The organism is Streptosporangium subroseum, from assembly GCF_900188345.1.
GTDB classification, from domain to species: domain Bacteria; phylum Actinomycetota; class Actinomycetes; order Streptosporangiales; family Streptosporangiaceae; genus Streptosporangium; species Streptosporangium subroseum.
This window is the reverse complement of sequence record NZ_FZOD01000061.1, coordinates 23,539-47,616: the sequence shown is the minus strand read 5'-3', so window position 1 is coordinate 47,616 and position 24,078 is coordinate 23,539. Positions and strand designations below refer to the sequence as shown.

Here is a 24,078-nt window from a genome sequence, read left to right as displayed (position 1 = left end):
CGACCATGAGGTGGTCATGACCATGACGTCACCGACCAAACAGGTACAGCCGAGCGTCGACGCGTACGTCGAGGACCGGGCCGTCCTCGACGTACGCGGTCTGTGGAAGGTCTTCGGCCCGCGTTCCGACAAGGTCGTGGGAAGCCCGCTGGAGGAGCTTTCGCGAGCCGAGCTGAAGGAGAGGACCGGATGCGTCGCCGCGATCCGCGACGTCTCCTTCACCGTGCGCCCCCAGGAGGTCTTTGTCGTCATGGGCCTGTCCGGATCGGGCAAGTCCACGCTCGTGCGCTGCCTGACGCGGCTGATCGAGCCGACGGCGGGCGAGGTGCTGCTCGACGGGGAGGACATCCGCAAGGCGAGCGACAAGCACCTGCGCGAGCTGCGCCGCCGCCGGTTCGCCATGGTCTTCCAGCACTTCGGGCTGCTGCCGCACCGGCGGGTTCTGGACAACGTCTCCTACGGGCTCGAGATCGGCGGGGCGAAGAAGGAGGCCCGGTACGAGCGGGCGCGGGAGGTGATCGAGCTCGTCGGGCTCTCCGGTTACGAGGACTCCTACCCCGACCAGCTCTCCGGCGGCATGCAGCAGCGCGTCGGACTGGCCAGGGCCCTCGCGGTGGATCCCGAGGTCCTTTTCTTCGACGAGCCGTTCTCGGCGCTCGACCCGCTGATCCGGCGGGACATGCAGAACGAGGTCATCCGCCTGCACCGCGAGGTCGGCAAGACGATGGTCTTCATCACGCACGACCTGAGCGAGGCCCTCAAACTCGGTGATCGCATTCTCATCATGCGCGACGGCGAGCTCGTCCAGGTGGGCGCGCCCGACGAGGTCGTCGGGGCGCCCGTCGACGACTACGTGCGCGAGTTCGTCCGCGACGTGCCCCGCTCGCACGTGCTCACCACCCGATGGATCATGCGCCCGCCCCTTCCCGACGAGCCGCTGGACGGACCCGAACTCGGACCCGACATCGTCGTCCGCGACGCCGTGCACACGGTCCTGCGCGCGACGCGCCCGGTCAAGATCGTCGCCGGCGGCGAGCTTCTGGGAGTCGTCACCAGCGAGGAGATCCTCGCGGTGATCGCCGAGTCTCCGGGGAAACCGGAGGAGGGGAAATGATGGCCGCGCTGTCCACCCTGTCCGGTGGTCTGCGCAGGCCGCTCTGGCCCCGTCGCTACCTGCTCGCCGCCGTCATCGTGGCGTGGGTGCTGGTCTGGCTGTTCGTCCGGGGCCAGGACACCCTCCAGCTCGGCGGCGCCGAACTGACGCCGCTGCACGCGCGGCTCAACGAGGGCAGCGAGGCCATCGACAACAGCAGGAACGACAACCCGCTGTTCCTGTACTTCATCAACTACATCCGCCTGTTCCTCGACGAGTCCATCACGTTCGTCCAGGGGCTGATCAGCCAGCCCTCCTTCGGCAGGCCGCTTCCGGTCATCGGCTGGCTGGGCGTGGTCGCCATCGCCACGGCCGTCGCGTGGCTGTACGGCAACCGCAAGGTCGCCCTGCTGACCCTGGCGGGCTTCGTCTCCTTCGGCCTGCTCGGCCTGTGGGAGGAGAGCATGGACACCCTCGCCCTGGTCCTGGCCGCCGTCGCGCTCTCGCTGCTGATAGGCATCCCGCTCGGGATCTGGGCGGGTGTGAACGACCGGTTCAACCGGCTGGTCACCCCGGTGCTCGACTTCATGCAGACGATGCCGACGTTCGTCTACCTCGCCCCGCTCACCCTGTTCTTCCTCATCGGACCGGCGAGCGCCACCGTGGCGACGATCATCTACGCGGTCCCGCCCGCGATCCGGATCACCGCCCACGGGATACGGGAGGTGCAGCCCGAGACCCTGGAGGCCAGCACGTCACTGGGCTCGACCCCGTGGCAGTCGCTCAGGAAGGTGCAGCTCCCGCTGGCCAAGCGGACCATCGTCGTCGGCATCAACCAGACCATCATGGCCGCGCTGTGCATGGTCACCATCGCCGCCCTCATCGACGCCCCGGGGCTGGGCAAGAGCGTGCTCAAGGCCCTGGAGACGCTGGACGTCGGCACCGCCTTCAACGCGGGCCTGGCGATCGTCGTCATGGCGATCGTGCTCGACCGGTTGACCTCGGCGGCCGGCCGGCGCGTCGAGACCGCCCACCGGGCCGGCCGCGCGCAGAAGCCGGGCCGCCGCCGTATCGAGGTCGCCGCCGTCCTGGTGGTCACCGCGGCGGCGGTCTACCTGTCCCACGTCTACGTGTGGGCGGCGGAGTTCGCCGGTGACGCGAACGTGGGCCCGTACGTGCGCCGCGGCGCCGACGCGGCGAGCCAGTGGGCGCAGGACAACCTGTTCGTCTACACCAGCGCCTTCAAGAACCTCATCACCTACAGCCTGCTGAATCCGTTCGAGGCCCTGCTGACGGGCTCGCCGTGGTGGCTCATCGGCATCGTCGTGATCGCGTTCGCCGCGATCCTGTCGAACATCCGGGTCGTCATCATGTGCGCGGTGTCGCTCGGCCTTCTCGTCGGGCTCGGCCTGTGGCAGGACACCATGGTGACGCTGGCCTCGACGCTCGTGGCCACCGTACTGGTGATGATCCTGGGGGTGGCCTTCGGCGTCTGGATGGGGCGGAGCGGCCGGGTCGACCAGGTGCTGCGGCCGGTGTTGGACGCCGGGCAGACCATGCCCCCGTTCGTGTATCTGGTGCCGATCCTGGGCCTGTTCGGCGCGACCAGGTTCACCGCCATCATCGCGGCGGTCGTCTACGCCGCGCCGGTGGCGATCAAGCTCACGGCGGACGGTATCCGGGGCGTCTCCAGCGCTGCGGTGGAGGCCGCGACGGCCGCCGGGTCGAGCACCTGGCAGGTGATCTCGAAGGTGCAGCTGCCGATGGCGCGCAGCGCGGTGACCCTCGCCACGAGCCAGGGGCTCATCTACGTGCTCGCCATGGTCGTCGTGGGCGGCCTGGTGGGGGCCGGGGCGCTCGGCTACGACGTGGTGGCCGGCTTCTCCCAGCTGCAGTTGCGCGGCAAGGGTCTCGCGGCCGGGGTGGCGATCGTCGTGCTCGGCATCATGCTCGAGCGGATCACCAGGACCGCGGCGAGACGGGCGGACACCGTGGCGCGCGGAACGCGCTGAACGACGTTGAACGGCGGAGCCTCCGAGAGGAAACCCCCTGAACCGGAGCCCGTCGAACCGCGGAACGCACCCACGAGAAGACAAGGGCCCCTCACCGTTACCGGCGATGGGCGACGACCGCCGAAGGCGGCCCCGGACAACAGGAGGACCTCAGTGACAGTCATAAGAACCGGGCCGCCGAGGGCGATAGCGCTCATGGTCGCCACCGGTCTCTTCGTCTCCGCCTGCGGCGGGGCGAAGGTGGGTGAGAGCCCGTCCGCGGCGCAGCAGACCGGTGACGCGGGGAAGAAGGCGTGCGGCGCGGTGAACCTCGCCATCAACCCGTGGGTCGGCTACGAGGCCACCGCCGGGGTGATCGCTTACGTGGCCGAGAAGAAGCTCGGCTGCACGGTCACCAAGAAGGACCTCAAGGAGGAGGTGGCCTGGCAGGGGTTCGCCACGGGGCAGGTGGACGCGATCGTGGAGAACTGGTCGCACGAGGACCTGAAGAAGAAGTACATCGAGGAGCAGAAGGTCGCCGTCACCGCGGGCTCGACGGGGAACAAAGGCGTCATCGGCTGGTACGTGCCGCCGTGGATGGCCGAGAAGTACCCCGACATCACCGACTACAAGAACCTCAACAAGTACGCCGACCTGTTCAAGACCTCGGAGTCGGGGGGCAAGGGACAGCTTCTCGACGGCGACCCGTCGTTCGTCACTAACGACGCGGCCCTGGTGAAGAACCTGGACCTGAACTACAAGGTCGTCTACGCGGGCAGCGAGGCGGCGCTCATCACCGGGTTCAGGCAGGCCGAGAAGCAGAAGACCCCGATGCTCGGTTACTTCTACGAGCCGCAGTGGTTCCTGTCCGAGGTGAAGCTGGTCAAGGTCAACCTTCCCGAGTACACCGAGGGGTGCGACGCCGACGCGGAGAAGGTGGCCTGCGACTACCCGCTCTACGACCTCGACAAGATCGTGAGCAAGAAGTTCGCGGACTCGGGCAGCCCGGCGTACGACCTGATCAAGAACTTCTCGTGGACCAACGACGACCAGAACCTGGTGGCGAAGTACATCTCCGAGGACAAGATGACGGCCGAGGAAGCGTCGGAGAAGTGGGTCAACGACAACCCGGACAAGGTGAAGGCCTGGCTCCCCGCGTCCTGAGCCTCCGGGCCGGCGCTCTCGCGCGCGGGTTGGCGAGTCCTCGCATCGGGCACGGCACGGACAGGACGTCCGTGCCGTGCCCGATGTCGTTTCCGGCGCGGCCGGGCGCGTTCCGTACGGTCACCGAGGCATCGGCGCGGACGACGGTTCGCGTGCGCCCGGTGATCCTTCCCGAGGGCGGGAGATCGTTCCGTACGACTGGCTGATCTGCCCCGGTTCATTCTTGACAGCGCCACCCGGAGGAAGACACTCTGTTGCGATAAGCGCACTTTGTTTCGGACTGCGCAACGACGGAGGTGTGTATGACAGGCCAGCGCGTCGTCATCATCGGAGCCGGAGTCGTCGGGGCAGCCCTGGCGGACGAGCTCTCGGCGAAGGGCTGGAACGACATCACCGTCGTCGACCAGGGCGCTGTGCCGTCCACGGGCGGGTCGTCGTCCCACGCCCCCGGACTGGTGTTCCAGACGAACCCCTCCAAGACGATGACGGAGATGGCCCGCTACACCGTCGAGAAGCTCGTGGCACTCGACTGCTTCCTCCAGGTGGGCGGCCTGGAGGTGGCAACCACCCCCGAAAGGCTCGTCGAGCTGCGCCGCCGTCACGGCTGGGCCACCGCCTGGGGCGTCGAGGCGCACCTGCTCACAGCCGAGGAATGCCTGGAGCGGCACTCCCTGCTCGACCCCGAGCGGGTCCTGGGCGGGCTGTACGTTCCCACCGACGGCCTGGCCAGAGCCGTGCGCGCCGTCGAGGTCCAGCTCCGGCGCGCCCAGGAGCGGGGCACGCGCCTGCTGGAGCGGCACGAGGTGCTGGACATCCGCGTCGAGGACGACCGGGTCGCCGCCGTCGTCACCGACCGGGGGGAGATCCCGGCGGACATCGTGGTGTGCTGCGCGGGCATCTGGGGCCCGAAGGTCGCGGGCATGGTGGGCATGTCCCTCCCGCTGACCCCCCTGGCGCACCAGCTCGCCTGGACCGGTCCCGTCCCCGCGCTGAGCGGGCAGACCGAGGAGGCGCTCCGGCCCATCCTGCGCCACCAGGACGCCGACCTGTACTACCGGGAGCGGTTCGACCGGTTGGGCATCGGCTACTACGGCCACCGCCCGATGCCGGTGAGGCCGGAGGAGATCCTCTCGGTCGACGCGGCGGAGGTGATGCCGTCGGTGATGTCGTTCACCGAGGACGACTTCGCCCCGGCGTGGACCGAGACCAGGGCGCTGCTGCCCGCCACGCAGGAGGCCAAGCTGGAGGAGGGCATCAACGGCCTGTTCTCCTTCACCACCGACAACATGCCGCTGCTCGGCGAGTCGCCCGAGGTCAAGGGCTTCTGGGTGGCCGAGGCCGTATGGGTGACGCACTCGGCGGGGGTGGGCCGCGCCATGGCCGAGTGGCTGGCGGACGGCCGCTGCTCGTCGTTCGACCTGCACGAGTGCGACGTCAACCGCTTCGAGCCCCACCAGCTCTCCCCGGAGTACGTCCTCACCCGCGACTGCCAGAACTTCGTCGAGGTCTACGACATCATCCACCCGCTGCAGCCGCCGGAGAACCTGCGCCCGCTGCGCACGAGCCCCTTCTACACGCGCCAGCGCGAGCTCGACGCGTACTTCCTGGAGGCCGGCGGCTGGGAGCGCCCGCAGTGGTACGGCGCCAACGCGTCGCTGCTGGAGGGCCGGGACGTTCCCGAGCCCGGCGACTGGGCCGCCCGTCACTGGTCGCCGATCGTCGCCGCCGAGGCGCAGGCGTCGCGGGAGTCGGTCGCGCTGTACGACATGACGGCGCTGAAACGGATCGAGGTCGGCGGTCGCGGGGCCGTCGCCTTCCTCCAGCGGCTCTCGACGGGCGACGTCGACAAGTCCGTCGGCTCGGTCACCTACTGCCTGCTGCTCGACCACGACGGCGGCATCCGCAGCGACATCACCGTCGCCCGGCTCGGCCGCGACCTGTTCCAGGTCGGCGCCAACGGCAACCTCGACCTCGACTGGTTCCACCGCCACCTCCCGGCCGACGGATCGGTCGTGATCCGCGACATCACGGCGGGCACCTGCTGCGTCGGGGTCTGGGGCCCCCGCGCCCGCGACCTCGTCGCGCCGCTGGCCGGCCCGGACTTCGCCACCGGCGGCTTCCGCTACTTCCGCGGCAAGCGGGCCCACGTCGGTACGGTGCCCGTCACCGCACTGCGGCTGTCCTACATCGGGGAGCTCGGCTGGGAGCTCTACACGACCGCCGACATGGGCGCGAAACTGTGGGACACCCTCTGGGAGCAGGGGCAGCGCCACGGGATCATCGCGGGCGGTCGCGGCGCCTTCAACAGCCTGCGGCTGGAGAAGGGCTACCGCTCCTTCGGCACCGACATGACCTACGAGCACGACCCCTACGAGGCGGGGCTCGGCTTCGCCGTACGGAAGGTCGACAAGGGCGACTTCATCGGCCGCGCGGCCTTACAGGAACGCGGCACCGTACCGCGCCGCCGCCTGACCTGCCTGACGATCGACGGCCCCGCCGCCGTCGTCATGGGCTCCGAGCCGGTGTACGACGGCGAGGACTGCGTCGGATACGTCACCAGCGCCGCCTACGGCTACACGATCGGCCGGGGCATCGCCTACGCCTGGCTGCCCGCCGAGCTGTCCGTCCCCGGGCGGACGCTCCACATCGGCTACTTCGACCGGCGCCTCGCCGCCGTCGTCGTCGAGGAACCGCTCTACGACCCGGCGATGGAGCGCCTGCGTGGCTAGGGCACGGCGGAGGAGAAGACTCATGACCGTACGGACTCTCGACAGCGCGAAGTCCGCCGCGACACGCGCGATCTCGTTCACCGGCGTTGCCGGGATCGCGGAAGGATGACGATGAGCACCGACGAGCTGCCCGAGCACCCCGACTGGCTGTGGAGCAGTCCCGAGCCGAAACGCTCCTACGACGTGGTGATCGTCGGCGGAGGCGGCCACGGCCTGGCCACCGCCTACTACCTGGCCAAGAACCACGGGATCACCAACATCGCCGTGCTGGAGAAGGGCTGGCTGGCGGGCGGCAACATGGCCCGCAACACCACCATCATCCGGTCCAACTACCTCTGGGACGAGAGCGCGGGCATCTACGAGCACTCGCTCAAGCTGTGGGAGGGGCTTGAAGAGGACCTCGGCTACCCGATCCTGTTCAGCCAGCGCGGCGTGCTCAACCTCGCGCACAGCATGCAGGACGTCCGGGAGAGCGTGCGCCGCGTCAACGCCAACCGGCTCAACGGCGTCGACGCCGAGTGGCTCGGCCCCGAGGAGGTCAAGGAGGTCTGCCCGATCGTCAACGTCTCGCCCGACGTGCGTTACCCGGTGCTGGGCGCCACCTACCAGCCGCGCGCCGGGATCGCCAAGCACGACTACGTCGCCTGGGGGTTCGCCCGCGCCGCCGCGGCGATGGGCGTCGACCTGATCGAGCACTGCGAGGTCACCGGGATCGACGTGGTCGACGGGCGGGTGCGGGCCGTACAGACCACCAGGGGCCGCATCGCGGCGGGCAAGGTCGCCCTGTGCGCGGCCGGGCACTCCTCGGTCGTGGGCCGGATGGCGGGGGTGGAGCTTCCCGTGCAGAGCCATCCCCTGCAGGCCCTGGTGTCGGAGCTGCTGGAGCCCGTGCACCCGACGGTGGTCATGTCCAACGCCGTGCACGTCTACGTCAGCCAGGCGCACAAGGGCGAGCTGGTCATGGGGGCGGGCATCGACGCCTACAACTCCTACCGGCAGCGCGGCGCGTTCCACATCATCGAGCAGCAGATGGCGGCGGCGCTGGAGTTGTTCCCCATCTTCGCGCGGGCGCACGTGCTGCGGACCTGGGGCGGGGTGGTGGACGTCAGCCCCGACGCCTCGCCGGTCGTCGGGCTCACCCCCGTGGATGACCTGTACGTCAACTGCGGCTGGGGCACCGGCGGTTTCAAGGCCACGCCGGGGGTCGGGTGGTGCTACGCGCACACGATCGCCCACGGCGAGCCGCACCCGCTCAACGCCGCCTTCTCCCTCGAACGGTTCACCACGGGCGCGCTCGTGGACGAGCACGGCGCCGCCGCCGTAGCCCACTGACCATGCGCCGAGCGCAGCCACCGGCCAAGCACCGGCCGACGGAACGACTCATCGACCATGCGCCGAGCAGCCACCGGCCGAGCACCAAGCGGTCGGCGGAACAACGAACAGACCGACCACCGAGCAGTCCGCAGACCGACCCGCCGAACGACTCCTTCGAAGGAGAGCCCGCCAGATGCTGTTGATCCCCTGCCCGTGGTGCGGGCCTCGCGACGAGGCCGAGTTCCACTACGGCGGGCAGGCGCACGTCGTCTACCCCGACAACCCCGCCGCGCTCTCCGACACCGAGTGGGCCCGCTACCTGTTCTTCCGTGACAACCCCAAGGGGCCGTTCGCCGAGCGGTGGAGCCACGTGGCCGGTTGTCGCCGCTGGTTCAACGTGGTCAGGGACACGGCCACCAACGAGATCCACGCCGTCTATCGCGTGGGCGAGACAGGACCGGTGAACGCATGACCTCCCAGCCGTTCCGCAGGGACACCCGCCGGGGAGAGGTGCTGCGGTTCCGGTTCGACGGCCGGGACCTGGAGGGATACCGCGGTGACACGCTCGCCGCCGCCCTGCTCGCCAACGGCGTGCGCACGGTGGCGACGAGCGTCGGGCTGGGCCGTCCCCGGGGCGTCTTCGCCGCGTGGACGGAGGAGCCCAGCGCGGTCGTCCAGATCGAACACCCCTTTCCCGAGCCGATGCTGCAGGCCACCACCGTCGAGCTGTACGACGGGCTGGTGGCCAGGGGCCTGCCGGGAAAGGGGAGGCTGAGTGACGAGCCCGACCCGGCGCGCTACGACGCCGTTCACGCCCACTGCGACATCCTGGTGGTCGGGGCGGGACCGGCCGGGCTCCGCGCGGCGCTGTCCGCCGCGGACTCGGGCGCCCGGGTGATCCTCGCCGACGACCGGCCGGTGGCCGGCGGCAGCCTCCTGGACACCACCGAGACGATCGACGGCGCCCCGGGGGCCGACTGGGCCGCCGCGGCCCTGGCCGAGCTGGAGAGCCACCCCGAGGTGCGGGTGCTCGGACGCACCAGCGTGTTCGGCTACTACGACGACAACTACCTGGTCGCGGTGGAGCGCCGCGGGGAGCAGGCCTCCTCCCGCGAGCGGGTCTGGCGCATCCGAGCCCGCCGCGTCGTGCTGGCGACCGGCGCGCACGAACGGTCGATCGCCTTCGCCGACAACGACCGGCCGGGCGTCATGCTCGCCGGGGCCGCACGCGCCTACGTGAACAGGTACGGAGTCCTGCCCGGCCGCCGCGCGGTGGTGTTCACGACCAACGACAGCGCCTATGACGCGGCCCGCGACCTGGCGGACGCCGGTGTCGAGATCGCCGCCGTCGTCGACGTACGGCCGGGCGGCGGGCAGGGATGGGACGGTTCCGAGCTGCTCGCCGGGCACGTCGTCACCGGGGTGGGCGGGAAGGACTCCGTCACCTCGGTGACCGTCTCCGGCCGTGAGGGCTCGGAGCAGCGTGAGATCGAGGCGGATCTCCTGCTCGTCTCGGGCGGCTGGAACCCCGTGGCCCACCTGTTCAGCCAGGCGGGAGGCCGGCTCCGGTACGACGAGGAGCTCGGCACGTTCGTTCCCGGAGCCGTCCGTCAGGCGGTGGAGGTGGCGGGATCCGCGCGAGGGGTGTTCACCCTGGACGCCTGTCTCGCGGACGGCGCCGCCGCCGGAGACCGGGCGGTGGAGTCGGCCGGATTCCACGCCGTCCGGCCCAGGCCGGCTCCCCGTACCGCCCAACCCGGGTCGGTTTCCGGTAGCGCTGAACCCGGGCCGGTTTCCCGAGCGGTTCGATCCGGACCGGTTTCCGGTGACGCACAACTCGAACCGGATTCCCGAGTGGGGAATGTCCCCGTGCTCCCGGAGGAGCACGTGTGGCTCGTGCCCGCCGACGACTACCGGAGCCACTTCGTCGACCTGCAACGGGACGTCACCGTCGCCGACGTCATGCGCGCGACCGGCGCCGGGCTGCGCTCCGTCGAGCACGTCAAGCGCTACACCACCGCCGGGACCGCCCATGACCAGGGCAAGACCTCGGGGGTGCTGACCAGCGGGATCGTCGCCCACGCCCTCGGGGTGGATCTCGCGGAACTCGGTACGACCACCTTCCGGGCGCCGTACGTGCCGGTCTCCTTCGCCACCCTCGCCGGGCGTGACAGGGGAGTGCTGCACGACCCCGTCAGGGTCACCTCGTTGCACGATTGGCACGTGGAGCGGGGCGCGCCGTTCGAGAACGTCGGGCAGTGGAAGCGCCCCTGGTACTACCCCCGGCCGGGCGAGGACATGGAGGCCGCGGTCCTGCGGGAGTGCGCGGCCGTACGCGAGGGCGCGGGGGCGATGGACGCCTCCACGCTGGGCAAGATCGACGTTCAGGGACCGGACGCCGCCGAGCTGCTGGACCGGCTCTACACCAACATGATGAGCACGCTGAAGGTGGGCGCGATCCGCTACGGCGTGATGTGCCGGCCCGACGGGATGGTCTTCGACGACGGGACGGTGATCCGCCTGGCGGAGGACCGGTTCCTGCTGACCACGACCACGGGCAACGCCGCCGCCGTCCTGGACTGGATGGAGGAGTGGCTGCAGACGGAATGGCCGTCCCTGAGGGTCTACTGCACCTCGGTCACCGAGCAGTGGGCGACGGTGGCACTCGCGGGACCGGGTTCCCGGGACGTGCTGGCCGGGCTCGCCCCGGGACTGGCCATCGACAACGCGAGCTTCCCGTTCATGACGTGGCGCGACACCCGGGTGGCGGGCATCGAGGCGCGGGTGTGCCGGATCAGTTTCTCCGGAGAGCTGGCCTACGAGATCAACGTCAGCGCCTGGGACGGGCTCGCGCTGTGGGAGGCCGTCCAGGCGACCGGTGCGGTCACGCCGTACGGAACCGAGACCATGCACGTGCTGCGGGCCGAGAAGGGTTATCCCATCGTCGGCCAGGACACCGACGGCACGGTCACCCCCTCCGACCTGGGCATGGACTGGGTGGTGTCCAAGAAGAAGGCCGACTTCCTCGGCAAGCGGTCCTACGCCCGCGCCGACAACGTCAGGCCCGATCGCAAGCACCTCGTCGGTCTGCTGCCGGCCGACCCGGACCGGTTACTGCCCGAAGGAGCCCACCTGGTGGCCGCCTCCGTACTGCCCGAGCCGCCGGTGCCGATGCTCGGCCACGTCACCTCCAGCTACCGCAGCGCGGCGCTCGGCCGGACCTTCGCCCTCGCGCTCGTCAGCGGCGGGCGCGAGCGGCTCGGCGAGCGGCTCTACGTACCCGTCGGGGCCGAGATGATCCCCGTCACCGTCACCCATCATGTTCTCTACGACCCCGAAGGAGCGCGTCGCGATGGCTGAGCCGATTGCCGTGCGGCAGAGCCCGCTGGCCCACCTCGAACCGGTGTCGGGCAGGGACCTGTGCATAGCGGAGATGCCGTTCCTCACGCAGGTCAACCTGCGGGTGAACCCCGAGGGCCGCGCCGCCGCCGAGATCGGTCTCACCCTCGGCGTGCCGCTCCCCACCGAGCCCGGCACGTACGCGAGCGCGGACGCCGACGTGCTCTGGCTCGGCCCCGACGAATGGCTGGTCGTCGGTGAGGCGGACGAGGTCGGCACCGCGGACGAGCTGGAGGCCCGGCTGCGGTTCGCGGCCGGTACGGAGCACGTCGGGGTCACCGACGTCTCGGCGCAGCGGACGGCGCTGCTCGTGTCCGGGCCCAGGGCGCGCGACCTGCTGGCCCATGGCTGCGCCCTCGATCTGCACCCCCGGTCGTTCGGTCCCGGCCGGTGCGCCCAGACCATGCTGGCCCGGGCCCAGGTCCTGCTCGTCGCCCACGAGGGCGACGAGTTCACGGTGTTCGTCCGCTCGTCGTTCGCCGGCTACCTCGCCACCTGGCTCCTCGACGCCGCCGCCGAGTATCTCGTCGAATGACGCAGGGCCTTCCTCGGCATTGGATGATCTGTCGGATCCGCATGGCAGGGTTCCGTCCATGCTGATCGTGATGAGTGGCCTGCCCGGTGCCGGCAAGAGTTCCGTGGCCCAGGAGCTGGGGCGTCTGCTTCCGGCGCCGGTGCTGTCGGTCGATCCGGTGGAGGCCGCGATGTGGAGAGCGGGAGTCGACCGCGGCCAGCCGACCGGGCTGGCGGCCTATGTCGTGGTGGAGGCACTCGCCTCCGACGTTCTCGCGCTCGGGCAGACGGTCATCGTCGATGCGGTGAACGACGCGAAGGAGGCACGGGAACAGTGGCGCGGCCTCGCCCGCCACCGGAGCGTGGCGCTGCGCCACATCGAAGTGACCTGCTCCGATCGCGCCGTGCACCGGCGACGACTGGAAGGCCGCCGGCGCGACATCGACGGCTTCGCCGAACCGACCTGGGCGTCGGTGGAGGCGAGACGCGCGAGCTTCGACACCTGGCACGAGGACCGCCTCGTCCTCGACTCCGTCGCTCCGCTGACCGGCAACGTGCAGGTCGCCATGGCCCACCTCCGCGATGCTCGGTAGAAATCCCTCACCGAGCACGTCGCAATGACATCCGTAACCGGCGGAAGCAAATGATCTCGGCACGCCACGCTCCTAGCGCAGGAAGGTAAGAGCCTGCTGGAGGTTGTGCTCGGCGATTCCCGTCATGGCGTCGCGGTCGGGGATGACCTGCTCGCACGAGTGGCCCTGGGAGATGCCGCCGTTGTCGATCAGTGCGACCTTGCCGAAGCCCGGTCCCCGGTGCCGCCGCATCGCGCCGAGCGCGTCGGCAAGCCGTGACAGAGGTGCCTTCACGCCGTGCGAGTCCTGCTGGAGCAATGCCTCCAGCGTTGCGCCGGGCACATCCTCGACCACCGCGGTGTCGACGGCGAAGCCCCTGCCGGAGGCGGGGCAGGCAACTGCCGCTCAGGCGAACCACCGCGTAAGCGACTGACCTCAGGCGATTGGAACCGCTGACCGTGGGCTGCCGGACCGCGTAGGCCCGGTCCGGCGCCTCGCGGCGTGCCGCCCATCTCCGGGCTGACAGGGCGCTAGGGTGAGCGGGTTAATGCGAGGGAAACAACACATGGCCAGACCGCATCGCCCGCCCTCCAGCACGTGGCACCGCTCCTACACGCCGAGCGCCTCACCCCGTCCGGGAGACGTGATGACGAGCCCGATGACCACCATCGACGTGGTGGTCCTCACCATGAACGATCGGCCCGCCGCCTTCGGGCAGGCGATGGCCTCCCTCCTCGCCCAGCAGGACGTCGAGCTGCGCGTGGTCATCGTGGGCAACGGAGTCGAGCCCGACCATGTGCCGACCGGGGTGAGCACCGTCACCCTGCCCGCCAACGAAGGCATCCCCCAGGGCCGCAACGTCGGCGCCGACGCCCTGACCGGGCCGGACTGCGGCGATTTTGTGTTCTTCTTCGACAACGACGCCGTCCTCCCGACCCCCGACATCCTCGCCCGGCTCGTCGCCGAAGCCCGCCGCCACCCCGAAGCCGCCTACATCCAACCCCGCATCGCCGACCCCGACACGGGCGTCACCATGCGCCGCTGGGTCCCGCGCCTGCGCGCCGGCGACGCCACCCGGCCCGGCACCATCACCGTCATGGCCGAAGGCGTGGTCCTCGTACGTCGCAGCGACTACGAGCGGGCCGGCGGCTGGCCCGGCCACTTCTTCCTCTTCCACGAGGGCATCGACCTGAGCTGGAGGCTGTGGGACGTCGGGCGCACCGGCTGGTACGCGCCCGGCATCGTCATCCACCACCCCGCCACCGACCCCGCCCGGCACGACACCTTCTACCGCCTCGTCGCCCGCAACCGCGTCTGGCTCGCCTACCGCCGCCTGCCCGCCGTCCTGATCCCCATCTACCTGACGATCTGGACGCTGCTCAGCATCGTCCGGATCCGCTCCCGCGCGAACCTCGCCGTCTGGTTCGCCGGTCTGCGGGAAGGCCTCAGGGGCGGACACGGCCAGCGCCGGCCGATGTCCTGGACCACCGTGCTGAGGCTGACCCTCGCCGGCCGCCCTCCCATCGTTTGAGCGTCTCCGTATCCGGTGTGAAGTGGCGAGGATGTCACCGCGCCTTGGCATCATGAGGACCGTGACTGCCCTCGGCGCATCAGACATTCCCGATCGACCTCTTCGGGCTCGGCTGGCGGAGCTGCTGAAAGGTATCCGTCCCTGGGATGACCAGGAGCGCGTTCACCTCGCCGCGGCGGCGGAGTGGATCGCCGGCGGAGCTCCGCTGCATCGGGTCCAGAAACCCGATGTCCCGGCGATGCACCTGGTCAGCTACTTCGTGGTCCTCGATGAGTTCGACGGGCGGCTTCTGCTTGTCGCCCATCGCAAGGCCGGCCTGTGGCTTCCCAGCGGCGGCCACGTGGAGCCGGGGGAGGACCCGTGGGACACGGTGCTCCGTGAGTGCCGGGAGGAGCTGCGTATCGAGGCCGTCCCGTCAGCGGTCTCCGGTACCCGCCCGTTCTTTCTGACCATCACGCCAACGCGCGGCCAGGGGCGGCACACCGACGTGTCGCTGTGGTACGTTCTGCGATCGGCGATCGACGACATCACCTCCTTCGACGAGGGTGAATTCGAAGCGATCAGGTGGCTGTCGCTGCAGCAGGTCCTCGCCGAGCCCGAGGACATCCTCGACCCCCATATGCACCGGTTCACCCGCAAGCTCATGGCGGCCATCGCCCATGCGTGACCACGCCCGCCGCACATCGTCGAGGTCGCCGACCCTGTGAAGGAAGCCGGTCAGCGGCGGCGCAGGCGCTTGTCTCCGATCGCGGGTGACGCGGAGAGGTAGTTGTCCGCCGGGTTGACCTCGGTGCCGGGAGGCACGATCTCGTCGATCCGGTCGAGCACGTCCTCGCTCAGCTCCACGTCCGCGCCTGCCAGGAGATCATCGAGCTGCTCGGGGGTGCGGGGGCCGATCAGGACGGAGGTGACGGCCGGGTGCGACCGGACGAACGCGGTGGCCAGATGGGAGAGCGGCATTCCCGCCTCGGCGGCGAGTTCGGTGAGACGCCGTACGGCCTCCAGCCTGACCTGGTTGGCCGGGACCGACAGGTCGAAGGCCTGGGGAGCCGTCGCCACGCGGTGGCCCCGCGTCGGGTCCGCGCGCCCGGACAGCCAGCCGCTGCTCAGCGGCCCGTAGGTCAGGACTCCCATGCCGTAACGCTGCGCGGTGGGCAGCACGCCGCCTTCGATGGTTCTCGTGAGGATCGAGTATCGCGGCTGCTCCGTGCGGAAGCGGTGGTGCCCGCCGCGATCCGCGGCCCACTGCGCCTCGACGATCAACTCGGCGAGAAACGTCGAGGAGCCGATCGCGCGCACCTTGCCCGAGCGAACCAGGTCGGAGAGGGCCGCGAGTGTCTCGTCGATGTCGGTGTCCGGGTCCGGCCGGTGCATCTGGTAGAGATCGATGTGGTCGGTGCCGAGCCGCCGCAGGCTGTCCTCCACGGCGCGCTTGATCCACAGCGGTGAGCCTCCACGCTGGTTGGCGTCCGGGCCCATAGGGAGGGCGAACTTCGTCGCGAGCACGACGTCGTCGCGCCGGCCCTTGATCGCCTTGCCGACGATCTCTTCGGACTCGCCCCGTGAGTAGACGTCGGCCGTGTCGACGAAGTTGACGCCGGCGTCCAGCGCCGTGTGGATCATGCGGATCGACTCCTCATGATCCGCGTTGCCCATGGCTCCGAACATCATCGTCCCGAGCGCGAACTCGCTGACCGATATCCCGGTCCCGCCGAGAATCCTGCGCTTCACCACTGTCCTCACCTTTCCGGCACCGACCCCGCCGGCCTGATCACCGTCGGTGGCCGTACCTCCAGCCAACTACGGCACGGCCTCCTCCGGCGCCACGGGAGGGGGCCGTTCCTACCAGGGGTCCAGCAGAACCCCCCTCGTGGGTCGCCCCCTCTTCGCCCTCTCCTAGTCTGAATACCATGAGTGACCACTCCTCCGGCGCCGAGGGCAATCCGGAGCTCCGGGAGTTCCTGCGCTCCTGCCGGTCGCGGATCACCCCCGAGGAGGCCGGGCTGCCGGTGCGGCCGGGCACGCGGCGGGTGCCGGGCCTGCGCCGGGAGGAGGTGGCCCAGCTCGCCGGGGTGAGCGTCGACTACTACGTACGTCTGGAGCGGGGCCGGCGCCTGAACGCCTCCGAGAGCGTGCTGGACGCCGTCGCGCGGGCGCTGCGTCTGAACGACACCGAGCGCACCCACCTCTTCGCCCTGGCCAGGCCCACCCGCGCGCGGCCCCGCCCGATGCCGCCGCAGCGGGTGCGGCCCGGGCTGCGCCGGGTGCTGGAGACCATGACCGAGACCCCGGCCATCATCACCGGCCGGCGCCTGGACGTCCTGGCCATCAACAGGATGGGCCGCGCGCTGCTCACCGACTTCGACGCGCTGCCGCACCGCGAACGCAACATGGCCCGCTTCATCTTCCTCGACGAGGCCGCCCGCGACCTGTACGCCGACTGGGAGACGGCCGGCCGCGGCGTCGCCGCCACCCTCCATCTGTACGCAGGAAGCCATCCCCATGACCCGCAGTTCGCCGAGCTGATCGGTGACCTGTCCATCCGGAGCAAGGACTTCCGCCGCTGGTGGGCCGACCATGACGTCAACCACGGCACCCACGGCACCAAGAGCTACCATCATCCCCTGGTCGGCGACCTGACCCTGGAATACGAGGCGTTCGTCCCCACCGGCGATCCCGAGCAGACCCTTGGCCTGCACACCGCCGAGCCCGGCTCCCCGTCCGAGCACGCCCTGCGCCTGCTGGCCGCCTGGACGGGCGAACAGGCCATACCGGCGCCGCCGGACTCCGGCTACCACAGAGGCTGATCACTCGCCGTCCTGCGGACACGATGAAGATCCGGTCAGGCAGCGAACCCTCGGATCGTCTCCGTACTCCCGAGACCGGCACCGGCCACGGAGCCGGGATTCGACGGGTCGCCTACGGTGTGGTTCGCGTTGTCGCGGAGGGTGGAGATCATCTCAGGTGATCGCGGCGCTCGGCCGGGCCTGAGAGAAAGATTCCCGAACGGCCTCAACGGGCTCATGAGGGCCGGCCGTCACGGAAAGTAGTCCGGGATCACTGAAAGCACCGGGGTGGGGTCACCCGGTGTGCTACCCCTGCCGATCCGCCTCGGGCCTCTGGCCACGGGATGGGCGCGGGGTCTGCTTCGGCCCTTCCGCGCCCAGGGGGCGGCGGTGGGCGGCACGTTGAGTTTTAGGCGGGCAGGAGGCCTCCGCGACGGGCCATCGAGATGGCGAGGGACTGAACGATGCGCATGACGAGCGCCTCGAGGAGAAGAAAAACCGCCTTGGCAAGAACCGAGGACAGGAATCCAGACATAACAACCTCACTGTGAGAAACGGTCTCTTAGTGGGATGTTTTAGCAGTAAGTTGTATGAAACGGCTAGTCCTAGTTTCCAATCAGTGAACACTCGGTGACATCTCGCGCGTCATCGGCTCGATCACCATGCCAACGAGCGTGGCGGCACCGGCGCTTCCGAGGGCGATGCTCCATCCCACGGGCCCGAGCGGACGGCAGCCGAAGAACCGGCAGAGAACCGGCAGCGAGACGGTCGTGCCCAGGGCGACAAGAGATCCAAGGACGGCCAGCACGACAAAACGGTCCCTGCTGCCCATGGCCAGGGTCTGGAGCAGCTGGGCCGACACCAGCGCGACCATTCCGATCGTGTTCGCCCGCACCTGCGTGCCGGTCATCCGCCCGATCGTCCAGCCGACGCCGGCCGCGGTCGCCGTGACGGCGGCGCGCAGGTAGATGTCGCGGGTCAGGGAGGCACCCAGCGAGGCCTCTGGGCCCTCGGCGAGCAGCTTCTCCGGGCTGGTCGACGCCGGAGGCCGTACGGCCACCGCCATCGACGGCAGCATGTCGGTGAGAAGGTTGATCAGCAGTAGCTGGCGGGCGTTCAGGACGTTCTGCCCGGCGATCAGGCTGGACGCGACCGTGAAGACGATCTCGCCGAGGTTGCCGCCGAGCAGGATGCTCAGGGCGTCGCGGACCGAACCCCACATGGCCCGGCCCTCGATGATCGCATCGACGATCGTCTCGATGCGGTCGTCGGTCACCACAACGTCGGCGGCCGCCCTGGCCGCCTGGGTGGCACGTGATCCGAGGGCGATCCCCACCTCCGCGGTGCGGATCGCGGGAGCGTCGTTGGCGCCGTCGCCGGTGACCGCCACGACCTCGCCGGCCCGGCGCAGGCAGCTGACGATCCGGGCCTTGTGCGCCGGGGTGGTCCTGGCGAAGACCGACACCTCGGGCAGCACCTTGATCAGGCTGTCGTCGTCGAGAGCGTCCACCTCCGGGCCGGTCATGGTCCGCCCGTGGTCCAGGACGTTGAGCTCGGCGGCGATCGCCTCGGCGGTGCTCGGGTGATCGCCTGTGATCATGACGACCCGGACGCCCGCCCGCACCAGACGGCCGACGCTCTCCGCCGCCGTGGGCCGGACGGGGTCGGCCAGGCCGAGGAATCCCAGGAAGGTCAGCCCTTCGACGCGGGACTCGTCAAGATCACTCCGGTTGGAGGCGGGGCGCTCCGCCACCGCGAGCACCCGGTATCCCTGATGGGCGAGCCTGTTCATCTCCTCGTCGAGCTCCGCCCTGAGGGCGTCGTCGAGGGGAATCGTCTTGTGGTCGCGAAGCATGTTCTTGCAACCGGTGAGCACGATCTCCGGGGCGCCCTTGACGCTCAGCAGCTGCCCCGAGCCGCCCTGGCCGAGCACGGCGTGGTAGCCGCGTCCCGGTTCGAAGGGAAGCTCGTCGACCCGTTCCCAGGTGTCGGAGTCCAGCCCCTCGTCGGGCGTCAGACCCAGCTTCTCGGCTCCCTTGATGACGGCCCGGTCGGTGGGGTGAGGGATGGGCCGTTTGTCGTATCGCGGGCTCGCGCGCAGCCCGGTGATCACGACCTGCTTCAGCTCGGGCGACAGGTCCTCGACGGTGCCTCCGGTGTGCCCGTCCGAGACGTAGCGCAGGGTGATGCGCCCTTCGGTCAGCGTTCCCGTCTTGTCGAAGCAGAGCACGTTCACCCGGCCGAGGGCCTCGATCGTGGAGGGGTTGGGCACCAGGGTGTTGCGGGTCGACAGCCGCCGGGCGGCGGCGAGCTCCGCGACCGAGGCGACGAAGGGCAGGCCCTCGGGGACCGCCGCGACGGCGAGGCTCACCGCGGGTGCGAGCGCCGCCGAGATCGATCTTCCGCGGAGCAGCTCGGTGACGAGCAGGACGACCCCGGCGCCGATCGAGAGCGGAAGGATCCGCCGGCTCAGCGCCTGCAGCCTGAGCTGCACGCCGGTCTGCGGGTGCTGGTCCACATCGAGGTGGGCGGTCCGTGACGCCTCGGTCGCCGCGCCCGCCGCGACGACCACGGCGAGTCCGTGACCGGCCGCCACCGTCGTGCCCTCGTAGACCATCGAGCTCCGGTCGGCGAGGGCGGACGCGTTGACGGGAGCCGGCGACTTGGTGACGAGCATGGACTCGCCCGTCAGGCTCGCCTCGTCGACCTCAAGCCCGACGGCGGTGAGCACGCGGCAGTCGGCCGGTACGGCGTCGCCCGCGCGCAGCTCGATGACGTCGCCCGGTACGAGGTTGTCGGCGGTCGCCTCCTCGTTCTCACGGGGGCGGCGGAGCCGTACGCGGACCGCGACCGACTCGGTCAGGCGGTGCAGCGCCTGGTCGGCGGCGTATCGCTGGCCTCCCCCGATGAGCGCGTTGATGAGCATGACCGCGGCTATCAGCACGCTGTCGGAGATCGAACCGACGACGGCGGACACGCCCGCCCCCGCTCCCAGAACCGGGGTCAGCGGGTTGGCCAGTTCCTCGACGGACGTACGGAGCAGCGAATCGGGGCCCCGGGAATCCTCGGGATCCGAGTATTTCCTGCGCTTCGAGGCTTCCGCCGCGGTAATTCCCTTAAGCGATGAATTGAGCCAGGAGAGGACATTTTCGGGGGACATGGCGTGCCAGGGGGTACGGTCGGCGGGGACGGGGAGATTTCCGCGGCCGATGTTCCGGGCCCCCCACTCGCCCATGCCGATCGCGGTCAGGGTCGTGCAGTCGCTCACCAGGCTGGCCCTGTTCACCGCTGTCGCCGGAGCTCCGACGGTCGTCAGCGTGATTCCGAGGGCCGCTCCCGCCGCGCTGAGCCATACGCACTGCTCACCCGTCTTCCTCGCCGGTACCAGGCAGCTCAGGAGCAGATGGACCCCGTCGAGCTCGGTGATCACGTCCCCGTCCCACGGCATCCGGCCCGACGCGTCCAGCACGCCGATGCCCAGATCGGCCTGGACCAGCGCGGATCCCGAACGCTTCGACACCACGGCGACCCCGTGACCGTCGGCCTGGAGCGCGCGGATCGCCGTGGCCAGCCGTCTGCCGCTCGGCAGGATCTCGTCGATGGCGAGTCGCCGGCCGAGTCCTTCGTCGCCGCCCGCCAGCATCACGGTGCACCCGGCTCCGGCCGCGGCGACGATGGCCTCCGCCAGAGGTTCGATCGCCGGTGCCAGGCCGACCAGGGCGATCGGGTCGCCCTGCCTCATCACACCGATGGGCCGAAGTCCCCGGGCCTCCCATTCCCGGGCGTCCTCCGGGGTGAGCCTGTCCAGGTCCGTCAGCGGCTCGGCCACCCACGAGTCGTTCTCCCGCCGCTTGCCCGGGTCGCTGAAGTCGATCAGGGCATAGAGCCGCGCGTGCAACTTGTCGGAGTCCAGATCGTCGGCAAGCGGCACGACGCGGTCGATCGTCCAGGAACCGGTGTTGAGCATGTCGGCGTCGAGGACGACCGTGTCGATGCCGTCCAGATGGCGCAGGACGGCATTGTTGAGAACGATCGTGCCCCGCTTGGCCAGAACACGTCCGACCGCGGCGGCGAAGGCCTCGGTGCCGCTTCTGGCGGCATTGGGCGTCGCCGTGATCAGCATGGCGAGCCCCTGCTGCCTGCTGTTGCTCACGAGATGCGTCACGATGGAGGCACCCAGCGCCGCCGGGCTCACGAAGCGCTGGAACCGTTCCACGGGGCTGTGGGCCAGGGGAGCCGGACGCCGTTTCCTCGCCGGCCGGATATGGCGATAGGTCCCCTTCGTGGAGGCCAGCTTCTGCTCGTGCAGCTCCCACGCCTGCCGCATGCCACGTGCCTCCACGTAGCGGCTGGCGGCGGTCACCGACTGGACGAGCAGTCCGGTCGGGCGCAGTGCGAGCGTATGGGTGACGACGTTCGCCGTCGCGAACAGGGCGCTGACGGCCGGGCGACCGAGGCGGTGCTCCAGTTCGTGACGGATGCGCGGGGTGGACTCTGCCAGTTGCAGCAGGGCGGGGACGGCGGGGGAGAGACGTGGCGCCTGAATCGTGCGCCCGGCGAGCGCCAGCCCGGTCCCGATCAGGCTCGCGCCGAGGCGGATGCCGGCACGGGTGTGATGCCCCACCATGCTGGACAGCCCCGACCCCTGCGTCTGATCCTTGTCGGCCTCCTCGCCGTCCTCCTCGTCGAACTCCTCCTCGAAGTCCTCGTCGTCGTCACTGTCTTCGTCGATGTCGAACTCATCGATGATCGACAACAGCTTGTCGAGGTCGATCGAGTCCGTCTCACCTCCCACGAAGATGGAGCCGAGGGCGCCGTTGACCTCGGCTCTCTCGACTCCCTGCAGCGTGAGGAGCACCTCTTCGAGCCGTCGTGCGACCCGACCGGTGCCCGGGCCACCGACCGTGCTCAGCGCGATATGGAGTCCCCCGGCACACGTTCGCATCTCACGAGGGCGCGGAAGGAGGTTCCGGATGGCGTCGGGCATGACGCCCCACACCGCTGCGGTGGAAAGCGTGAGCACACGCGACAAAGACATTCGGTTCTCCAGTGACAAACATTCAGATCAAGCCGTGATGACCCGTGGCCCGGTCAGCCGTGTCACCGCGAGCATGTGATCACTTGGACGCGCTCCTACTGCCCGTACCGGCCTGCGCTCGGGGAGCAGAACTCGCGGTACTCGCCCGGGAACCGGCGGACCTCGTGGAACCGGTAGACCTTGTGGAACCGGCGGACCTCGTGGTGGAGCCGGCAGACCTTGCGGTGGAGCCGGCGGACCTTGCGGTGGAGCCGGCGGACCTTGCGGTGGAGCCGGCAGACCTTGCGGTGGAGCCGGCAGACCTTGCGGTGGAGCCGGCGGACCTCGTGGTACCCGCCCGGGAAGACGAGGACCTCGCGGTGCTCGCCCGGGAAGTGGAGGACCTCGTGGTGCCTGCGGCCCGACGGGTGGACCCCGTGGTGGCAGACCCCGTGGTGCCCTGTGACGACGCGCCGGACCCCGTGGTGCCCTGCGACGACGCGGCGGATCCCGTGGTGCTCTGCGCCCGGGAAGAGGACCTGGCAGGCCCGTTCTTCCCGCGGGCACGCTGGGCGATAAGCGTTCCCACCCCGATCGCGGCGGCCACCGGCCATTCGATCAACCCCGCGACCGCGAGCGCGCCGAGACCTCCGTAGTAGGCAATGCGCTCCGGCGGCGGAAGGAACGACTTGGCGGCGTCGACGGCCTGGCCGACCTCCTGCCGGTTGACGTGTGGCATGGGGACGTGCGGCATGGAGGGCATGGAAGGCATGGAAAGGTTCGGAGGCCGGACCTCTAGGGTCATCATCGGCAGATTCAGGGTGAGCGGATGCCCGGCGCTCTTCCGCCCCGTCGCCTTCTGCCCTGCCGTCGGCTTCTGCTCAGCGGACATCTGGTCCGTGACCTTCGGCCTCGTGGACTTTGACGCGGTCGCCGCCCTTGCTCGCTGGCCTGCGGGCTTCGGTGTGGCGGTTGCCTTTGCCTTCTGGCCTGCGGACTTCAGCGTGGACGTCGTCTTGGCTTTTGCCGACGAGGCCGCCGCTCTTACTCTCTGGCCTGCGGCCTTCGGCGTGGCGGTCGCCTTCGCTCTCGACGATGCGGGTTTCGGTGTGGCGGTTGCCTTTGCCTTCTGGCCTGCGGACTTCAGTGCGGACGTCGTCTTGGCTCTCGCTGACGAGGTGGCTGCCTTTGCTCTCTGGCCTGCGGGCTTCAGTGCGGACGTCGTTTTGGTTCTCGCTGACGAGGTGGCTGCCTTCGCCCTCTGGCCTGCGGCCTTCGGCGTGGCGGTCGCCTTCGCTCTCGGCGACGCCGGCTTTGACGTGGTGGCTGCCCTCGCCTTCTGGCCCGTGGGCTTCGGCGTGGCGGTCGCCTTCGCTCTCGGTGATGTGGTCTTCGCCGCCGCGGACGCCTTGGCTTTCTGGCCCGTGGGCTTCGACGCGGCGACCGTCTTCGCCTTCTGGCTCGCGGGCTTCGGCGTGGTGGTCGCCTTGGCTTTCTGGCCCGCGGGCTTCGCCGCGACGGTTGTCTTCGTCCTCGGCGACGCGGGCTTCGCCGCGGCGGTTGCCTTCGCTCTCGGCGACGCCGGCTTTGACGCGGTGGCTGCCCTCGCCTTCTGGCCTGCGGGCTTCGGCGTGGTGGTCACCTTCGCCTTCTGGCCCGCGGGCTTGCGCGTGGCCGCTGCCCTCGCCGTCGGTGGCGACGGCTGCTCCTTTCCGGCCTTCCGGTCAGCGGGCATGGTGGACTTCGGCGGCGTACGGGTGCCCCGCCTGCTGGTGGTCGTCTCACTCGCAGTCATTACCCCTCCTCGCAAGAGTCGAGAAAACAGTTCAAGGGGAGTCTGCGGGAGGTTGATGATGCCCCCCACCTGCTGTTTGTGGCCCAAGAGCCATTTTCCTAACCTTCCTGGAGCCGAGGCTGTCGAAACTCGCCCAAACCTTTAAATCGGACATTGGGTCAGAATTGTCCGCTG

Annotated in this window: 17 protein-coding genes; 14 read left to right on the top strand and 3 right to left on the bottom strand. The window is 69.9% G+C overall.

All coding sequences use genetic code 11. The annotated features are described in order from the left end of the window. Positions 1 to 22: 22 nt before the first annotated feature. The 9 genes from CHC08_RS37925 to CHC08_RS37890 all read left to right on the top strand — a co-directional run bounded on the left by CHC08_RS37925 (position 23) and on the right by CHC08_RS37890 (position 12,796). Positions 23 to 1,114, top strand: a complete 1,092-nt coding sequence (locus CHC08_RS37925; RefSeq protein ID WP_218825686.1) for a quaternary amine ABC transporter ATP-binding protein — start codon at positions 23 to 25, stop codon at positions 1,112 to 1,114. Beyond that, positions 1,111 to 3,105, top strand: coding sequence for an ABC transporter permease subunit (locus CHC08_RS37920; protein WP_089212210.1), 1,995 nt, complete (start codon positions 1,111 to 1,113; stop codon positions 3,103 to 3,105). The genes CHC08_RS37925 and CHC08_RS37920 overlap by 4 nt, the downstream gene beginning before the upstream one ends. 153 nt (positions 3,106 to 3,258) lie before the next feature. Then, the gene (locus tag CHC08_RS37915) at positions 3,259 to 4,248 is read left to right on the top strand and encodes an ABC transporter substrate-binding protein (RefSeq protein WP_245878811.1); all 990 of its coding nucleotides are present in this window, start codon (positions 3,259 to 3,261) and stop codon (positions 4,246 to 4,248) included. Between the two features lie 302 nt (positions 4,249 to 4,550). Continuing rightward, a complete protein-coding gene (locus CHC08_RS37910; RefSeq protein WP_089212208.1) occupies positions 4,551 to 6,977 on the top strand; it encodes a GcvT family protein in 2,427 nt (808 codons plus the stop codon). 111 nt (positions 6,978 to 7,088) lie between these two features. Continuing rightward, positions 7,089 to 8,309 (top strand): sarcosine oxidase subunit beta family protein, encoded by a 1,221-nt coding sequence (locus tag CHC08_RS37905; RefSeq protein ID WP_239513807.1) that lies wholly within the window; start codon positions 7,089 to 7,091, stop codon positions 8,307 to 8,309. 175 nt (positions 8,310 to 8,484) lie between these two features. Beyond that, positions 8,485 to 8,763 (top strand): sarcosine oxidase subunit delta, encoded by a 279-nt coding sequence (locus CHC08_RS50945; protein WP_218825685.1) that lies wholly within the window; start codon positions 8,485 to 8,487, stop codon positions 8,761 to 8,763. Beyond that, positions 8,760 to 11,651 (top strand): 2Fe-2S iron-sulfur cluster-binding protein, encoded by a 2,892-nt coding sequence (locus tag CHC08_RS37900; RefSeq protein WP_218825684.1) that lies wholly within the window; start codon positions 8,760 to 8,762, stop codon positions 11,649 to 11,651. The genes CHC08_RS50945 and CHC08_RS37900 overlap by 4 nt, the downstream gene beginning before the upstream one ends. Further along, positions 11,644 to 12,225 (top strand): sarcosine oxidase subunit gamma, encoded by a 582-nt coding sequence (locus CHC08_RS37895; protein ID WP_089212206.1) that lies wholly within the window; start codon positions 11,644 to 11,646, stop codon positions 12,223 to 12,225. Before CHC08_RS37900 ends, CHC08_RS37895 begins: the two co-directional genes overlap by 8 nt. A gap of 58 nt (positions 12,226 to 12,283) precedes the next feature. Beyond that, positions 12,284 to 12,796: a P-loop nucleotide/nucleoside kinase family protein gene (locus CHC08_RS37890; protein WP_089212205.1), complete on the top strand. Its 513-nt coding sequence runs from the start codon at positions 12,284 to 12,286 to the stop codon at positions 12,794 to 12,796. A 72-nt stretch (positions 12,797 to 12,868) separates the two neighbouring features. Here the strand turns inward: CHC08_RS37890 and CHC08_RS37885 are convergent, their stop codons facing one another. Beyond that, positions 12,869 to 13,117, bottom strand: coding sequence for a hypothetical protein (locus CHC08_RS37885; protein WP_143653509.1), 249 nt, complete (start codon positions 13,115 to 13,117; stop codon positions 12,869 to 12,871). 223 nt (positions 13,118 to 13,340) lie between these two features. Here CHC08_RS37885 and CHC08_RS37880 point away from each other — a divergent pair, with 223 nt between their 5' ends. Both CHC08_RS37880 and CHC08_RS37875 read left to right on the top strand, forming a co-directional pair. Further along, complete coding sequence (locus CHC08_RS37880) at positions 13,341 to 14,306, top strand: glycosyltransferase family 2 protein (RefSeq protein WP_218825683.1); 966 nt, start codon at positions 13,341 to 13,343, stop codon at positions 14,304 to 14,306. Between the two features lie 61 nt (positions 14,307 to 14,367). Further along, a complete protein-coding gene (locus tag CHC08_RS37875) occupies positions 14,368 to 14,973 on the top strand; it encodes an NUDIX hydrolase (protein WP_245878810.1) in 606 nt (201 codons plus the stop codon). Between the two features lie 50 nt (positions 14,974 to 15,023). Here the strand turns inward: CHC08_RS37875 and CHC08_RS37870 are convergent, their stop codons facing one another. Further along, positions 15,024 to 16,037, bottom strand: coding sequence for an aldo/keto reductase (locus tag CHC08_RS37870; protein WP_089212201.1), 1,014 nt, complete (start codon positions 16,035 to 16,037; stop codon positions 15,024 to 15,026). A gap of 179 nt (positions 16,038 to 16,216) precedes the next feature. On the opposite strand from CHC08_RS37870, the gene CHC08_RS37865 reads away from it, so the two are divergent. After that, entirely contained in the window at positions 16,217 to 17,113 is an 897-nt protein-coding gene (locus CHC08_RS37865; RefSeq protein WP_089212200.1) for a helix-turn-helix domain-containing protein, read from the top strand. 595 nt (positions 17,114 to 17,708) lie between these two features. Here the strand turns inward: CHC08_RS37865 and CHC08_RS37860 are convergent. Continuing rightward, positions 17,709 to 22,130, bottom strand: coding sequence for a cation-translocating P-type ATPase (locus CHC08_RS37860; protein ID WP_089212199.1), 4,422 nt, complete (start codon positions 22,128 to 22,130; stop codon positions 17,709 to 17,711). 83 nt (positions 22,131 to 22,213) lie between these two features. Here CHC08_RS37860 and CHC08_RS37855 point away from each other — a divergent pair, with 83 nt between their 5' ends. Next, the gene (locus CHC08_RS37855) at positions 22,214 to 22,765 is read left to right on the top strand and encodes a hypothetical protein (protein WP_143653508.1); all 552 of its coding nucleotides are present in this window, start codon (positions 22,214 to 22,216) and stop codon (positions 22,763 to 22,765) included. 96 nt (positions 22,766 to 22,861) lie between these two features. Beyond that, entirely contained in the window at positions 22,862 to 24,049 is a 1,188-nt protein-coding gene (locus CHC08_RS37850) for a hypothetical protein (RefSeq protein WP_143653507.1), read from the top strand. Positions 24,050 to 24,078: the final 29 nt, after the last annotated feature.

What these genes read in the sequence shown, in the direction of transcription:
- CHC08_RS37865 (WP_089212200.1), top strand. Translation starts at nt 16,217, where the DNA reads ATGAGTGACCACTCCTCCGGCGCCGAGGGCAATCCGGAGCTCCGGGAG.
- CHC08_RS37895 (WP_089212206.1), top strand. Translation starts at nt 11,644, where the DNA reads ATGGCTGAGCCGATTGCCGTGCGGCAGAGCCCGCTGGCCCACCTCGAA.
- CHC08_RS37905 (WP_239513807.1), top strand. Translation starts at nt 7,089, where the DNA reads ATGAGCACCGACGAGCTGCCCGAGCACCCCGACTGGCTGTGGAGCAGT.
- CHC08_RS37880 (WP_218825683.1), top strand. Translation starts at nt 13,341, where the DNA reads ATGGCCAGACCGCATCGCCCGCCCTCCAGCACGTGGCACCGCTCCTAC.
- CHC08_RS37920 (WP_089212210.1), top strand. Translation starts at nt 1,111, where the DNA reads ATGATGGCCGCGCTGTCCACCCTGTCCGGTGGTCTGCGCAGGCCGCTC.
- CHC08_RS50945 (WP_218825685.1), top strand. Translation starts at nt 8,485, where the DNA reads ATGCTGTTGATCCCCTGCCCGTGGTGCGGGCCTCGCGACGAGGCCGAG.
- CHC08_RS37900 (WP_218825684.1), top strand. Translation starts at nt 8,760, where the DNA reads ATGACCTCCCAGCCGTTCCGCAGGGACACCCGCCGGGGAGAGGTGCTG.
- CHC08_RS37890 (WP_089212205.1), top strand. Translation starts at nt 12,284, where the DNA reads ATGCTGATCGTGATGAGTGGCCTGCCCGGTGCCGGCAAGAGTTCCGTG.
- CHC08_RS37925 (WP_218825686.1), top strand. Translation starts at nt 23, where the DNA reads ATGACGTCACCGACCAAACAGGTACAGCCGAGCGTCGACGCGTACGTC.
- CHC08_RS37860 (WP_089212199.1), bottom strand. Translation starts at nt 22,130, where the DNA reads ATGTCTTTGTCGCGTGTGCTCACGCTTTCCACCGCAGCGGTGTGGGGC.
- CHC08_RS37850 (WP_143653507.1), top strand. Translation starts at nt 22,862, where the DNA reads ATGGAGGGCATGGAAGGCATGGAAAGGTTCGGAGGCCGGACCTCTAGG.
- CHC08_RS37910 (WP_089212208.1), top strand. Translation starts at nt 4,551, where the DNA reads ATGACAGGCCAGCGCGTCGTCATCATCGGAGCCGGAGTCGTCGGGGCA.